Source organism: Marinobacter sp., from assembly GCF_041687235.1.
Classification (GTDB): Bacteria; Pseudomonadota; Gammaproteobacteria; order Pseudomonadales; family Oleiphilaceae; genus Marinobacter.
On the sequence record NZ_JAWLCH010000002.1, the window covers coordinates 1 to 15,994 of the forward strand.

Annotated in this window: 11 protein-coding genes; 5 read left to right on the top strand and 6 right to left on the bottom strand. The window is 55.6% G+C overall.

Annotated features, from left to right (window positions below):
* Positions 1–197: MBL fold metallo-hydrolase RNA specificity domain-containing protein (locus ACESMK_RS03810; protein ID WP_372995445.1), on the bottom strand; the 197-nt coding region annotated here is incomplete at its 3' end.
* 101 nt (positions 198–298) lie between these two features.
* On the opposite strand from ACESMK_RS03810, the gene zapE reads away from it, so the two are divergent.
* Positions 299–1,768 carry a cell division protein ZapE gene (gene zapE, locus ACESMK_RS03815; protein WP_372995447.1) on the top strand — a complete coding sequence of 490 codons (1,470 nt, stop codon included), beginning with the start codon at positions 299–301 and terminating at the stop codon, positions 1,766–1,768.
* Between the two features lie 189 nt (positions 1,769–1,957).
* On the opposite strand, the gene ACESMK_RS03820 is transcribed toward zapE, so the two are convergent.
* From ACESMK_RS03820 to ACESMK_RS03840, 5 genes are all read right to left on the bottom strand, one after another.
* Positions 1,958–3,928: a hypothetical protein gene (locus ACESMK_RS03820; RefSeq protein ID WP_372995449.1), complete on the bottom strand. Its 1,971-nt coding sequence runs from the start codon at positions 3,926–3,928 to the stop codon at positions 1,958–1,960.
* A 324-nt stretch (positions 3,929–4,252) separates the two neighbouring features.
* Positions 4,253–5,563 (bottom strand): serine hydrolase domain-containing protein, encoded by a 1,311-nt coding sequence (locus tag ACESMK_RS03825; protein WP_372988163.1) that lies wholly within the window; start codon positions 5,561–5,563, stop codon positions 4,253–4,255.
* A 752-nt stretch (positions 5,564–6,315) separates the two neighbouring features.
* Positions 6,316–6,726 carry an ACT domain-containing protein gene (locus ACESMK_RS03830; protein WP_372988162.1) on the bottom strand — a complete coding sequence of 137 codons (411 nt, stop codon included), beginning with the start codon at positions 6,724–6,726 and terminating at the stop codon, positions 6,316–6,318.
* Between the two features lie 55 nt (positions 6,727–6,781).
* Positions 6,782–8,518 (bottom strand): isocitrate/isopropylmalate family dehydrogenase, encoded by a 1,737-nt coding sequence (locus ACESMK_RS03835; RefSeq protein WP_372995451.1) that lies wholly within the window; start codon positions 8,516–8,518, stop codon positions 6,782–6,784.
* A 29-nt stretch (positions 8,519–8,547) separates the two neighbouring features.
* Positions 8,548–10,017 carry a malate:quinone oxidoreductase gene (locus ACESMK_RS03840; RefSeq protein WP_372995453.1) on the bottom strand — a complete coding sequence of 490 codons (1,470 nt, stop codon included), beginning with the start codon at positions 10,015–10,017 and terminating at the stop codon, positions 8,548–8,550.
* 277 nt (positions 10,018–10,294) lie between these two features.
* On the opposite strand from ACESMK_RS03840, the gene ACESMK_RS03845 reads away from it, so the two are divergent.
* From ACESMK_RS03845 to ACESMK_RS03860, 4 genes are read left to right on the top strand one after another with little or no spacing between them, the layout of a single operon-like run.
* Entirely contained in the window at positions 10,295–11,479 is a 1,185-nt protein-coding gene (locus tag ACESMK_RS03845; RefSeq protein WP_372995455.1) for a thiamine pyrophosphate-dependent dehydrogenase E1 component subunit alpha, read from the top strand.
* A gap of 1 nt (position 11,480) precedes the next feature.
* On the top strand, positions 11,481–12,458 hold the full coding sequence (locus ACESMK_RS03850) for an alpha-ketoacid dehydrogenase subunit beta (RefSeq protein ID WP_372995457.1): 978 nt from the start codon (positions 11,481–11,483) through the stop codon (positions 12,456–12,458).
* 26 nt (positions 12,459–12,484) lie between these two features.
* Positions 12,485–14,083: a dihydrolipoyllysine-residue acetyltransferase gene (locus ACESMK_RS03855; RefSeq protein ID WP_372995459.1), complete on the top strand. Its 1,599-nt coding sequence runs from the start codon at positions 12,485–12,487 to the stop codon at positions 14,081–14,083.
* An 8-nt stretch (positions 14,084–14,091) separates the two neighbouring features.
* Complete coding sequence (locus ACESMK_RS03860; RefSeq protein ID WP_372995461.1) at positions 14,092–15,930, top strand: protein kinase domain-containing protein; 1,839 nt, start codon at positions 14,092–14,094, stop codon at positions 15,928–15,930.
* The last annotated feature ends 64 nt before the right edge of the window (positions 15,931–15,994 follow it).

A 15,994-nucleotide genomic window follows, 5' to 3' on the forward strand; every position in this document is an offset into this window, starting at 1 on the left:
TTCCTTTTTCTTCCACCCCCAGTCGGCCAGTTTCCACAACTTATCGCCGCATCCCGGGCGGGTACCGGGCAAGACACGAACAGATCGCCGTTCCTGTCCACAAGGCGTTTGGGCACGCCGGTGTCCCGGGCAACCTCGGCATGAGTTTGCATGTGCAGCTCTTCACCGTGAACCGGGATCGCAATTCTGGGCTTCACCCGCTGATACAGTGTGTCAGGGTTAATTTGATACCCATACAGAAATCTAGCGTACCATACCCCATGTTAATAAACTCATCAGTTCCATGATGAAGACTGTGATGGAGAATATGACAGCACAACATCGCGTCGCTTGGCGGTCCTTCCCGACAGGCCCCGTGACAACAGCGTATAAACGCATGGTGGATGCGGGGGAGGTGCGACGAGATGACGCGCAGGTCGCTCTGGCGGCAAAATTTGATGCCCTGCACGAGTCTCTTACCTCGCTCCCACCAGTATCAGTACGCAGCGACGAACCGACAGAGGGCAGCTTTAAAAACAGCAGTCCACTGTTACGGTTACTGGCGCGATCCTTGGCACACGCTCAGTCTTTTCTTCGAAAGAAGTTCCATTTGTGGTCTTTTGGTCCACCACCGCGAGGCATGTACATTCATGGACCGGTCGGGGTCGGCAAGAGCTTTCTAATGGATCTCTTTTACGCGTCGGTTTCTGTTCCTGATGATAATTCTTGCTGTACTAATGACAGCCACAAACACATAAACATAACCAAACGCCGCGTCCACTTTCATGAGTTCATGCTAGACGTCCATCATCGCATCTTTGCCTACAAACAGGAGTACCCACGAGGTGATGCGATTCCCATCGTCGCGCAACAATTGGCACAAGAAGCCCAACTCCTCTGTTTCGATGAATTTCAAGTGACAGACGTTGCCGATGCCATGATTTTGAAGCGACTGTTTTCATTATTATTGGATTTGAATGTGGTGGTAGTGGCTACCTCGAATCGCTCTCCCGATGCCTTGTATGAGGGAGGCATTAACCGCTCCCTCTTTTTGCCATTCATAGACATGTTAAAACACACATTCGACATTATTTCCATGGAGGATTCCAGCAAGGATTATCGACTTGAAAATCGAGCGGATGGTCAATCCTATTTTTGGTCAAACAAGAAAGTTCATAGTGATAATCATAGTAAAAACAACATGCAGGCGCAGTTGGAAAAAATATTTGGTAGCACTGCATCCGGAACTGAGGCCGAGGTCATTCCCGTCCTCTTTGGTCGCACCGTCCAGGTGACCCGATTGAATGACCGGTGCGCCTGGTTTGACTTTTCCGAGTTGTGCTACCAACCGCTCGGGGCCGCCGATTATATTTCTCTCTGCCGCCGATTTCCGGTCATCATCATGGAGCGCGTCCCCCAACTGGACGCCAATCACCTCAACGAAGCACGACGATTCGTGACCCTCATTGACGCGTGTTATGAATCTCGCACCCGCTTGGTGCTGGCGGCACAAGTCCCGCTCGACGAGTTGTTTGTTGATTTTGAAGCGCAAGTCGAAAGCAGCGATGGAGATGAAGAATTGATTGTCAATGAAAAGGGAGGAAACTCAAGTTCCTTTGCGACCACCATGATTCGCACCAAAGAGGGAGAATATTATGAGTGGTCGGCGACGGGTCGAATTGGCGTGTCACTGGCACAACTATCGTCCGCCAATGATCTCGCTTTTTCCTTTCGACGAGCCGCTTCTCGGTTGGTTGAAATGGGAGGAAATGAATGGGGACGGCAATGACTAAAGGTCTTTTTTGTTTAATTGCGTCCCCTGCTAACAAGGCTTGTTGCTTGCCTCCGATCTTTCCGTTCCAGTGAGACGATTCCGAACTCCGAGTCGGACGCCGAATTTAGCACTTTGCGTGGATTTTGGAGGATAAGTCACTGACATACGGTGGCGGAAGTTTAGTGCTTTGTATGGTCGTCCATTTTACTCATAACTCGCTGCCCAACTGGTACGACCAAGCTCTATGGCGCGGGCAACGTCAGTTTCAGGAATCAGCGATGTGTTACCGACTTCCCTCGGGTCATAGTGAAATACGCACAAACGTGAAGCGAACTCTGCGAACGGCAGCGATGCTTCGCCTGGGCGCTCACCATGACTTTCTGTTGAGCAATTTACACCCTGCCCCCAGTCCTGTCCGCTGTCGTTATTGGGGTTGAAGAAGTAGAGACGTATCTCGCCATCGAGATCAACGTTTACCCTGATAATGGTTATGGCATGGCGCCCAACCAGGCGCCCTCCGCTGTCGGTGACAGCGATACCGGCTGGTTGCGAATGAATGACGGGTATGTTGCCGTTGTAATATGGGTGGTAACAGGCATAAAACTGGCGTATGAAGTTCTCATACTCATGGATCTTGCCTGTTTCCCGGCTAATAACACTGAGAAAGCCATGCCCGACCCACGGGCCATACATTTCCGGGTTTATCCAGCGGTGAAGGTCGTCATCGCGTACCCCGCAAAGGCGCCCCATTTCGCCATAAATTCGGTCAAGGTGGGCTATAAGAATCAATGAAACCGGATCCACATCCGTTGGTGGCTCCTTCGCAAGGCCTTCTTCCAGGTGCTGGGAGTTAATATCCTGGCCCTCGAAACGCATGACGACGTCGTCATCACGGGCCGCCCAGGCCACCAACTGCAGCAGGTAATAGGCGTCGTAGGAGGCCCACATGGAGAGACCAATAACCGACTGACAGGTCGGATTATTACCCTGACCAATACCCAACGGCTGCCCCAGAAGGTTCAGTACACCGGCCAGCAAATACACCCTTGGAGTGTGCGCATCGCCGAAAACTGCGCTGAGTCTGTCGGATGCCGTCTGGCACAATTTCAGTTCAAGTTGCCGCCACAGGCCCGCAGCAACTGCAGGGGTGAAGAGAGTTCCGCGTTCAAGAAACATCGCCAGGCCATAAACAGCCTGGCTGGTTTCCGGATGAGCCACTTCATCGAGCAGCTGGAGCACAATCTGGCGATAGCATTGGAGCACATCGTTGCCGGTGATGCTCAGGCCCAACGCCATGGGTATCAGGTCATCCCGGTGCCCCCGCAGGCGTCGTAACAGCATGGGATGATAGGGAGAAACCATGCCGGTCTCCTGCATCCCGCTGGCAAAGTCTTTTGCCTCTTCAAACAGTGCAACCTCGTCCATGGCGGCCAGGCGTTCACCGTAGACTGCAAGGCCCGGATCATCGCGGCAGCCTGGCGTTGGCCCGAACAGAGCGCTGACAAGACGAGCTGCTTTGTGCATGCCTGTGGTTTCTATTGCCGGGTCAAACAGGCATTTGGCAATCTGGCTGACCATCTGCTTGATGCTGTCCATTTGTATCGGGCGCTGCGCCAGCAAACGTTGCACCTCATCCACCAGGCTGTCGAGAATACTTTCATAGCCCAGCCGGCTAAGTAAGAACTGGTAAAGCGAATTAACGATCTCGCCGAGCCCCTGGGGCCGTTCGCGATCTGCTTCGCTCATTTGGCCTGACAGCAGGTCCAGATTTAGTGCCGTCACCTGGGTCAGAAAGTGTCTGGCCTGCTCCGCAGATATTCCGGGATGGAGATAATCACCCATGGCCACGGCTAGGAGGCGCAGCTCACTCAGGGCTTCGATGCAGGTGTAGGGCGGAGCCCCCTGCCGCAACATTCGCACGGCTAATGCAGGTCGTAGAATGGCGGGCCGGTCCCAGTCACTGTTTGTAAATACACCCTTGGCTTCCATCTCCGGAACACGAGCGTACAAGGCGTTCAATCCGTCAGGAGCTTCCATAACATGAAGTGCTGCTTCCAGGACCTCTGTATTGTAAGCAACGGCGTCGTTCATGAGAGCAAGCCCGAGCTGGTCCAGTGCCTCGTCGAAGTTTGCAACGGCAGCATTGGTATCTGCGTCAGAACTGGTAATCGTCAAAATACCCTCCTCACCTACTCAGAATGCATCAACCTGGTAGAACATCGGGGTCGGCGTACCGACAATGCGCATCTGAGCGTCCCTTGATTTTGATTATGACAAACATGCCCAAATTAGTTGCCTGGGTATGTTCGATACCCAACTAAGACGGGGTTTATCCCTGAATCATTTCCTTGATAAACGAGCCACGCAGCTTTGGCGAAAGATCAGGCCCGACGGGCTCAGCGGCCACGCTGGATACCAGCGTGGCCAGGACCAATAAGAAACAACAGCAATTCTTCGAGTGATGTTTGGGAAGGGTTTAGTACTTTCTGTGGTCGTCCACTACCGCCCCGACATCAGATATTCAGCTACCACCTGGTAAGCCGGCAAGGAAGTCGGATCTATCTTTCCATTCTTCGCCGTTGGATACGAAGCAAACCGGACGATCACCATGTTTGCCTTAGGGTCGACGTAGATCGTCTGGCCATGAACGCCTCTGGCCGCATACGCACCGTGCTCGTTGTGAAGCAGCCACCACATGCTGCGATAGCTGCCGCCTTCAAGTGTTGTATAGCCAGCCTTTGCAAAAGCATTCTTGCTCCCACCCTCACGAATGCTGGCAACCACCTTTGATGGAAACAGTCGCTGGCCGTTAATCTCGCCTTCGTTGAGCATCAGCAAGCCGATGCGCCCCAGATCACGCAAGCCTGCACTCAAGCCGCCGCCGGCAAACGGTGTGCCTTTGCCGTCTACCGTCATGTAGGCGTCCTGCTCGGCCCCCATCCGGCGCCATAGTCGCTCTGACAGCAGCTTGGTTACTTCCAGACCGGACACACGGGAGATTACCCAGCCAAGCGCATCTGTGTTGATGGTTTTGTAGTGGAACGCATCACCATGATCGCCTTCGGGTTGAACAGTCTGAAGGTACTCGAAGTAGCCATCGGGACCCTCATAGCCTGGAGGCTTCGGTAACGGACTGGCCGCCCTGGAGTAGATCCAGATGTCGGCGTCGGGATCGGAGTAGTCTTCACTGTAGGCAAGGCCGGTAGTCATATCCATCACCTGTCGGACAGTTGCGGATCCGAATGCACTGTCCGCAAGCTCGGGAACGATGGAGGAAACAAGCGCGCTGTCGTTCAGTTTGCCTTCAACCACGAGTATTTCGGCAAGCAAGCCCGTCATTGACTTGGTCATAGACATAGCTCCGTGCTTGCCATCCTCGTCGAGGCAGCCGAAGTAACGCTCGTAGACAACCTTTCCTTCATGGAGGATGAGCATGCCGTCCGTATAGTTTGCTGCCAGCGACTCTTCCCATGTCATCGTTTTGCTGCTGCCCATAGGTGTGAACGTCAGCGAATCGATTGCAGCCTCATCGAGGTTGTACTCAAGGGGCACCGGTTGGCCAATTCCACGGCTAACCTGCTCCGTCGGCAAAAGCTCGCGAAAATGGCACACGGTCCAACGGAGCTTCGGAAAACTGAAAAAATTGGAGTCTGGCTGCGTTACCAGTTTATCTGGTGGTGGTGGAAAACCTTGCATCAAACCCAATTTTTTCGGATCCGATGCCGCTGCGTCCAGAGTGTCGTTTTTCGCGGCCACGCCGACTGAGGTAAACAGGAGAAGCAGTGAAAACCCAAGCTGTGCTATGTGCATTAGCCAGAACACTCCTACGGAAGTTCCACAATGGTTTGAAATGAGTTTAGCAGGCTCCAATGACCTGCCCTCGCTACTAAGAGGCCAAATTTACCGAGATAGCGAGCCACGCCATAGATAACCTGTCTATCGGTTACTCATAAATGGGTTCATACTGGATGTTGAAAGCATTGGCATCAGGCAGAGCGTTAATACCGACGCACCTGCGGCCAGAGGTCGACAGATACCATGAGTAAAGGCCAGGACAGAAAAAAAGACACTAAAAAGAAACCGCTATTAACTGCCAAGGAAAAGAAAAAGGAGAAAAAGGCAAAGAAAAACGAGACCGATGTGCTTGGAAATTGATTTTAAAGGGGAGGTTCGGCATCAAGTTTGATCCTTCCCAACCGATCTCCTTCAAGCTCTTGATTGCCAGCAGGTTCGTCATAGTTCTGGAAGCCGGCAGATCAAGTCTTGTTCGTATACGCGTATTTCCATACGCCCAGTAACGGTTTCTGCATACGCTTTTAGAGCTTCCACCTCGTACACTAATGATGAGCTTGTTACACATTGAAGCGGCCGAGGTTATGTCCTCGCTACTGGAGGTTTTAGAACGTATGAACATTTTCCCCGTGATTACTCTGTTTGGCGGTTTGGCGGTTTGGCGGCATTCTTCACTTTGGCTATTACGCTCAGATATGCCGCCGGTAAAACCCAAATGATTGGGAAGCAGAACGACAACCAACTCACTGGCTCATAAAGGTCAGCGGTGGTCAGCCACCCGGATTGCTTGCGAGTTCCTTAAGCGCCCTCATTGCCTCATCGGTGCGATCGCTGGGCACAAACATGTGGTCGTGATAGAACCCGGCGATGACGTTTGTGGTAATGCCCCGTTCGGCCAGCAGGCTTGTTACCACGGATGTCAGGCCCAGAGCTTCAAGGCTGGAGTGGCCCTCAAGGGTGATGCGACGGAAGACTCTGTAGTAGTCCAGGCCCTCGGCTTTAGCCTGCTCAAGAGGAATAACCAGAGTAAGGCCTTCGAGTTCGGCAATGCTGACGATGGGCTTTAGGTGTTCCAGTTCACCGTACTTTGCCTTGGGCACCGTGCAGTAGACATAGGTCGTTGAATCCAGTGTTGGCGAGAGCTGCTTGATCAAATCCTGAAGAAACTGTGAACGCATCATGTCTTACTTCCTCGAGCCGAGTGTTGCGGGGTTTTGGGGAGAAATTTCAAACCAACTACTCGAGGGCCTTCTCCACAGCCTCGAGAAATCCAATCATATCAACCACCTGTTCCGAACCCGGATCAACGGTTTTACCCTTCAGATCGGCAGTAACAATGCCACGGTCCACCGTGTCTGTCAGTGCGGCCTTCAATTGAACGGCGTATTGGCTCAGGGGCTCGTTACCCTCTCTCTCACCGAGGGTCTCCAGGGCGTTGGCCAGCGCGAAAATCAGGGCCGAGGGATTGAAATGCGCGACTTTTCCGTCGCTCTCCAGGTACTTCAGGTACAGATCATGAGCTGTGCCATGGGGCGCCTCGAACAGCATGGTGCCGTCCTTGCTCTCGATGATCGAACTGGCGGTCGCCAGGCTGCCACCGAGCGCCGCTGAAATATCAGAGAAGATATCGCCATCCAGGTTCTGGGAGGGATAAAGCGCGTTCCTGGGTGGGTCCGTGATCATCTTTTTGAGCTGGCTCGAGGGCCGCATGATCATAAATGAAGGCGGAGGCGTGTGCTCGCTGGCCAGTTCCCGGCGCACTTCGGTAATCACGTCGCTGTAGACTTCGTCGTACTCCATGTACTCGCGCTTGAGACCAAAATACACCTCCTTATCCTTGCGGGAGGCATCCCGGAAGACTTGCAGAACCCAGTCCTTGATGGCTTCACGGTCATTGGACATAAGCAGCATGGGGTCGCCTTTCCTGACCCGGCGGGCATGCTTCTCGTCACCGTCGACAATCACCTTGAGAATGCCGTCTTCCCTGGCCGCCATGTTGAAGCTACCGTACTGGTCGCCACCACCGGCGCTCATGCGGGAGATGGACACGTGTGCACCCCGGCCCGGAATGCCAAACTCGCGAAGCTGATTTACCAGCTTGAGCAGTTTGCGCCCGGTGGTGTTGTCCGGCACACCCCAGAGTGCGCGCTCTGGTGGATTGGAGACAATGCGTGCCGCCTGGGCATCGATCAGCTCGTAGTAATAACTCAGTCCCAGATCTTCGATCTGCTTCTTATAGTCGCTGTGATAGATGTCCTCGATCACCGAACGCATGGCGCCATCGTAGCCGGGGATCACGGTGTCTTTCAGGCCCAGGTACACATCCCGCCTCTCTGCCATGGCCCGCTGGAAGAAACGGTGGGCCCAGGCTTTGACGTCTTCGATGTCGTTGGTTGCCAAGAGCCAGGGATCACCCTTGCGGATCTCACGGCGATGCAGCTCCACGGGGTCACCACTGCTCCCCACGAACATCAGTTTGACCACACCGGTCGCCAGCGACAGCTGATTGAAACTGTCCTTGATGCCACCGAATTCCATGGTATCCACCTCAATATCGCGCCCTACCCACTCCGGCCGGCGGATATTGAGGTTGCGGAACTGGATGTCTTCCCGGGTAATATTACCGCTGATGCCCTTGCGAATAGCGCCGTTCGGCGACTTGATCGCCAGAGGGTTCAGGTTGTTGCCGTCCACATCCGGGTGCTTGCTGAGCAAGTCCTCCAGCTGCTGCCGGTTTACGGTCATGCCGGCATTTTTCACACCCACACCATGACGCTGAAGCGCATCGATGGCATCGATAACCACCTGGCCATTGGTCAGCAGCCGGTTTTCCGCGGACAGATCGATTTCCTCAAGCTGAATATCAAGCCGTGAGCTTACAAACTTCTTGAGAATATGCTCGAACGCAACCTGAGCCATTTCGTCGCCGTGAAGGATCACGAGAGGCGAGGTCACACTGATTCTGCTGTCCATGGATGTCTCCCTGCTGGTTGTTGGCCGTTTCAGTCCTGCTGCGATGCCGACTTCTTGATGCCTAACCGCTCGTTGACGGTATCCCGGATTTCCCGGTAACGCTCTGGATTCTTGGCCAGGGTATCCAGATTGTCCTCAGGGAATATCTCTTTTTTCTTCTTGCCGGCTTCCTCACTGTTAAAAATAGACGGCAAAAGCTGTTCCAGGCAACGCAACATGACTTCCGGTGATACCGAAGCCCCGGGTGACGCACCCAGCAATGTGCCGTAGGTCTTGTCGTTCGATACCAGGATCTCGGTACCCATCTGCAGGTCGCCATCCCGGATGATCTGCACGCGTTGGCCCGCCTCGACCGCTTTCCAGTTGAACTTTTTACTCATGCCCGGAGCAAAGCTGTCCAGTTCCTCGAACATGCTCTTTTCACCCTTGAAGGTTTCCGACACCAGGTACTTGACCAGGGGAAAGTGCTCAAGAGCCACATTGAGAAGCCCTGGAATATCGTGCAGGCGCATGGCGCGCACGTAATCCAGGAAGCCACGGCCTCTCTCAAGCACCGGTTTGAACGAGGCAAAGGGGCCGAACAGCAGGTAGTACTGGCCATCTGCAACTCGCAGGTCCAGGTGCGGCACGGACATCGGAGGCGCGCCCACCTTGGCCTTGCCGTAGGTCTTGGCCCGATATTGCTCAGCCTGTTCGGCACTGATCGGCGCCTGCAGGAAGCGACCGCCGACCGGAAAGCCGGTGAACCGACGGGCGAAAGGCAGATGGCTCTTTTTCAGGATCGGGAATGCACCGCCTCCGGCACCGACAAACAAGACGTCCGCCTTGTATTGACGATCACCCCCCCTGCGCTGTGTTTCCACAAGCCAACTGCCGGCGGGGCTTCGATGCACGCGTTTAACGTGGGTGCCGTATTCAATCTTTACGCCCAGGTCATTCACCGCATGTTCAGCCATTTGCTCGGTCAACGCACCGAAGTTGACGTCCGTACCCGTTTCAATAACAGTTGCCGCCATTTTTTCATGGCGAGGCCGCTCCTCCATGGTGTAAGGAATCCAGCTCTTGATCTCGTCGAAATCTTCCGAATAGCGCATCTGTTCGAAGAAATGGTGAGAGGACATCTCGTTGAAACGAAGTTTCAGTTCCTGAATCGACGGTTCGGAGACAATGGTGCAATGCTTGGTCTGGTTGATAAACGATTTGGGGTCTTTGATCGCCCCCTTCTGGATCAGATAGGCCCAGAACTGCTTGGCCACATTGAACTGGGCATGAATCTTCACGGCCTTTTCGACCGAAATGACCTCTTCGTCCACCGGCGTGTAGTTCAGCTCACAATTCGCCTCGTGCCCTGTGCCGGCGTTATTGAATACCCAGGAGTTTCCAGCCCCGGGACCGTCCAGTCGTTCAAGAATCGTGATATCGAGTTCCGGTGCCAGCTCTTTCGCCAGGGTGGCGAAGGTGGTTCCCATTATTCCTGCGCCAATGATTATTACATTCATTAAAACCTACCCACGTGAGTCAAATGTCTGAATCAGGTCAAAAAAGTGTATACCTTGACGGTAGCACGCTTCGCAATGCACGGAAAACGCATGGCGAGCAATCCCTCATAACCGGAAAATCTCGATACGAGGGTCTACCCCTAAATCGCAGTTTACGTTAAGGTAAACGTTACTTGGCACGAATCACACCAGATTTCGCCAGGCTGTCTACAATGACATTAACTACACTCCCACAAGGAGTGTTTGTTCCTCAGGCCATTACCCCAGGAAGAGGATTATGACAACAACAAAGTCCAAAGTTGTGTATTCCCCAGTGTTTACCGACGGTGCGGAATTTCGGATTCCCACGTTCAAGCTTCTGAAACAGGACGGCAAGCTCTACAAGAGCGCCAAGGCTCCTGATCTCGACAAAGACAAGGCCCTTCGTATCTACCGGGCCATGGTCACCACCCGAATACTCGACGAGCGCATGCTGGCCGCCCAGCGACAGGGCCGCCTGAGCTTTTACATGCAGTGCACCGGCGAAGAAGCTGCTGTGATCGGCAGTGCGGCGGCGCTGGATGATGGCGACATGATCATGGCGCAGTATCGGGAGCAAGGTGCCCTCGCCTATCGGGGCTTTACCATCGATGAATTCATGAACCAGTTGTTCGGCAACGAGATGGACTACGGCAAGGGCCGCCAGATGCCGGTGCACTATGGTTCCAAGAAGCTGAACTACATGACCATCTCCTCGCCGCTGGCCACCCAGATTCCCCAGGCCACCGGCTATGCCTATGGCCAGAAACTGCGGGGCGAAGGCCTCTGCACGATTACCTATTTTGGTGAAGGCGCCGCATCCGAAGGCGATTTTCATGCAGCCCTGAACATGGCTGCGGTTCATCGTGTGCCGGTAATCTTCCTTTGCCGCAATAACGGTTACGCCATTTCCACGCCGGCCGCCGAACAGTTTGCTGCCGATGGCGTTGCGCCACGGGCCTACGGCTACAAGATGGACGTCATCCGGGTGGATGGTAACGACATCCTTGCGATGTATCAGGCCACCCAGGAAGCGCGAAAGCTGGCTGTGGAACACAATCGGCCGGTTCTGATTGAGGCCATGAGTTATCGCCTGGCTGCCCATTCCTCATCCGACGACCCGTCTGGCTACCGCAGCAAGGATGAAGAAGCCGTCTGGCGCGAGAAGGACCCCATCCTGCGTATGCGTCTGTGGTTGGAAAGCAAGAAATGGTGGAGCGAGGACGACGAAAAGCAGCTTCAGGAAACCATGCGCCGGGAAGTGCTTGAAACCATGAAGCGGGCCCAGAAACGGCCACCACCGGCGCTTGAAACCCTGGTGAGTGATGTCTACGACGAGGTCCCGCCGGCGCTGGCTGAGCAGTTCGACAAGTTGAAAGCGCATATCCGCCGGTATCCGGACGAATATCCAAAGAGTGCCGAACACGCCAAGGGAGGGGCCTGAGATGACCAAGATGAATATGCTTCAGGCCATCAACAACGCCCTCGACACCGCCATGGCAGAAGACGAGCGAGTGCTGTGTTTCGGTGAGGATGTGGGGGTCTTTGGCGGCGTTTTCCGTGCCACCAGTAACCTGCAACAGAAATACGGCAAGGCCCGTTGCTTTAACACGCCTCTGGTAGAGCAAGGCATCATCGGGTTTGCCAATGGCCTCGCGGCCCAGGGTTCGGTGCCGGTCGCAGAGATTCAGTTTGCCGATTACATATTCCCGGCATTTGACCAGATCGTAAACGAGTCAGCGAAGTTCCGGTATCGCTCAGGCAACCTGTTCAACGTGGGCGGGCTGACCATTCGCGCGCCATACGGCGGCGGTATTGCCGGCGGCCTGTACCATTCCCAGTCACCGGAAGCCTACTTTGCCCACACTCCGGGTTTGAAAATCGTGGTGCCGCGCAACCCGCATCAGGCCAAAGGGTTGTTGCTCGCTGCTATCCATGACCCCAACCCTACCCTGTTCTTCGAGCCCAAGCGTCTGTACCGGGCCTCGGTGGGTGAGGTGCCAGACGAAGACTACCGCCTGCCTCTGGGCGAGGCCGAAGTCACCAAGGAAGGCACGGACGTGACGGTTCTGGGCTGGGGCGCCCAGATGGACGTAATCGAACAGGCCGTGGAACGGGCGGAGAAAGATGGCGTTTCCTGCGAAGTCATCGACCTCAGGACCATTTTGCCGTGGGATGTGGAAACAGTCGCCAACTCCGTGTTCAAAACCGGAAGGCTGGTGGTCACCCACGAAGCTCCCCTGACCGGCGGATTCGCCGGTGAAATCGCCGCCACGATTCAGGAGCGCTGTTTCCTGTATCTGGAGTCTCCGATCGCTCGGGTAACCGGGATGGACACGCCCTTCCCGCTGGTGCTGGAGAAAGAGCACCTGCCCAACCACCTGAAGGTCTACGAGGCCATCAGGGCGAGCGTGGAATTCTAGGCTGATATCAGGACAGGAGAGCAAGCATGAGTGATTTTATACTGCCCGATATCGGCGAAGGTATCGTGGAATGTGAACTGGTCAAATGGCTGGTCAGCGAAGGCGATGTCATAGAAGAAGACCAGCCGGTAGCCGAGGTGATGACCGACAAGGCCCTGGTGGAAATTCCGGCGCCATACAAAGGCCGGGTGACTCGTCTTTACTACAAGGAAGGCGATATCGCCAAGGTCCATGCCCCGCTGTTTGAACTGGTGGATGAAAGCGAAAGTGATGGCGAGCAGGCCGTGGCCCGCTCTCTAGAGCCTGCAGAGGCGGAACAGGCGCCCGAGAGCAACGCACAAGCCTCCTCAAGCGTGGCCTCCGGCGATAACGCTACCGAGGACTTTATCCTGCCGGATATCGGCGAGGGCATTGTTGAGTGCGAAGTGGTGGAGTGGCGAGTCGCCGAAGGTGACGAAATCGAGGAGGACCAGCCCGTTGTGGACGTCATGACCGATAAGGCCATGGTCGAGATTACCGCACCCAAGGCCGGACGCGTCACCAAGCTTTATCATCAGCAGCAGGCCATGGCCAGGGTGCATGCGCCGCTGTTCGCGTTTATTCCCCGGGATCGGGAAGAACCGGACGAACCCAAAGCCAAACCGGAGCCCGCTGCTCAACTTTCAACGGCAACGGCCTCACCTGTAGCTACGGCCAGTCGACAGCGCATTCCGGCCAGCCCGGCCGTTCGTCGCCTGGTTCGGGAGCACGAGCTCAACCTCGGTGACATCACCGGCTCCGGCAAGGATGGCCGTGTGCTGAAAGCCGATGTGCTGGCCCACCTTGAGGGTGGCTCCAAACCGGCTCAGGCTCAGACGCCCGCCGACGATACGCAAGCCAGCACCACTGGCGGTGCCCGCCGGCAGCCTGCGCGCGAGCAGGAAGTTCGGGTCGAGCCTATCCGGGGCATGAAAGCCGCCATGGCGAAAAGCATGGTGAAATCGGCCACCACCATTCCTCACTTTATCTACAGCGAGGATATCGACGTTACCGACCTGCTCAAACTGCGGGAGCAACTGAAACCAGAGGCAGAGGCACGGGGCTCAAGATTGACGCTCATGCCCTTCGTCATGAAGGCGATTGCGCTCGCCGTTCAGGAATACCCGGTGCTCAACAGCCAGCTCAACGATGAGGTCACGGAGATTCGCTACCTGCCCCAGTGCAATATCGGTATGGCGGTGGATGGCAAGGCAGGGCTTATGGTGCCGAACATCAAGGGCGTTGAAAGCCTGTCATTGCTGGGCATTGCCGACGAGGTGGCCCGCCTGACCGAAGCGGCGCGATCCGGTCGCGTCAGCCAGGAAGACCTCAAGGGCGGCACCATTACCATCTCTAACATTGGCGCACTGGGCGGCACCTACGCTGCGCCCATTATCAATGCGCCGGAGGTGGCCATTGTCGCCCTGGGCCGCACCCAGAAACTGCCCCGGTTTGACGCCAATGGTCAGGTGGTGGAACGCGCCATCATGACCGTGAGCTGGGCCGGCGATCATCGCATTATCGACGGCGGCACCATCGCCCGGTTCTGCAATCGCTGGAAAGGCTTTCTGGAATCGCCCCAAACCATGCTCCTGCATATGGGCTGACGTTCATCATGGCGCAGAAGACTCAACTGCAGCAGTTCTACATCCCCGAAGAGCAGTCGATCTATCTGCTCAGCCATGATGATGCCAAGAAGCTCAAGGATTGGGTGGCGCTCTGCGCTGCCCAGCTCCGCCAACTCGGCTACCAGGACATCGAGCTGATTGGCAAGGGTGCCTACGGCTTTGTGTTCGCGGGCCGCCTGCCCGGCACCGGAATCGGAGGCCCGGAACACGTCTTCAAGTTCACCCGCATCAACCTGCCCCGACATCTTCAGGACCGGCTTGAAGATGAAGCCTACATTCTTGAGCAGGTCCGGCACCCCAGGGTGCCCCGGCTGATTTCCTACCAGCGTGCCAACAACCAGCCGATACTGGTGATGGAGCGGGCCGCCGGCCTCAACCTGGAGGAAGTTTCCCTTCGTGAGGGCCGTCTGAAACCACGCCTGATCATGCGCATCGCGGACCAACTGGCCGACATCCTGCGCAACCTGCGCCGTGAGAACGGGCCGGCTGGCCGTCCCATCGTGCACGGCGATATCAAACCGTCCAATCTGGTTTTCGATGCCAGAACGGAAAATATTGCCCTGATTGACTGGGGCTCCTCTGTATTTGCCCAGCTGGACGCCAACCAGCAGTTCATCACCGCAAACGTGATGGAACTGATGTCCGATAACCTGCAGCAAACCAACGCCCGGCTCGGGGATGTCTATTTTATTGGCGATGAACAGCTCAACGGTGGGCTGTCGTCTCCCCGGTTTGACGAACAGGGCGCCGCGGGCACGCTCTACGCACTGGCGTCGGCGCAATCCTGCCGTTTTGGTCACCGTGCAATCCCTGCCACCTCCCTCGGTCTGCCGATGGAGTTTGCCCGCATGCTGGATGGCATGCTGTCCCCGGATCCAGACACCCGCCGCAGGGCCGGCGATTACTACCTGAAAGAAATGCCGCGGATGGCCCGAACAGTGATGATTGATCTGCCGGAGCAACCCGTGGCAGCGCAGGTACCGGTTTGGGTGCGAACCTCAGACCAGGAAATCGACACCGTGGTTTACAGTTCCCGCAAGTCCTTCCTGCGTGAGGAAGGCGCACCGGAAACCCTGAACGATGTAAACGACGTGCAACTGGACCGCTACTACAAGAACTTCATGCAGGGTATGGGCGAAACCGAGAAAGCCTTCCTGGCTGCTGTCAGCCGGCTCGGACGTTACCCGGTGGAAGGCGGGCTGGCCGTGCGCTGGGAAACCGATGGCATCTACATTGACACTTCCCTGAATCTGCACGATCCGGCATTGAAGTCGGCGTTCGTTCAGGCGGTCAACAACATGGTGTATCTGGCCCAGGCAATTTACCGGAAAGGCATATTCAAGAGTTGCCTGTTCAATGCCCGCAACACCCTTCACATTGACCGCGACGAACCCGACCAGCCATTCCTGGTGTCGCCGGACATGAAGCTGCACTACGAGGTGAGCGCCGCACCGGAAGTGGAAGACGAGAGCCGCGTGCATTCCTACTTCGAGGATGGCCCCGATCCGGAGGAGTTTCTCGTACTGCCTGAAACCATCATCCGATCGCTGGAGGCCCTGAACAATATTCACCACACCGGCATGATCATCTTCGAGGCCCTGCCCCGCCATCTCAAAATCCACAGCCACTATCGGCTACTGGATCCGGACCAGGAACCAGAGTTCAGCCGACTGCTGGATGAGATCCTGTCCGCAGTGGAACAGATCACCGGCCTGGGCGTGTCAGGTTTTATGAAAATGCCCTATAAAGACACCCGCTTTTTTCCGCATATCGAACGCCTTCCGGAGCGTTACTACCCGCGGAATCCAAGGACTGAACACGTTTAAACCCAAGCAGAAACAGAACTTCAGTTCTGAAAGTCCGGGCCGATAACTGATTAAACAAATTAAT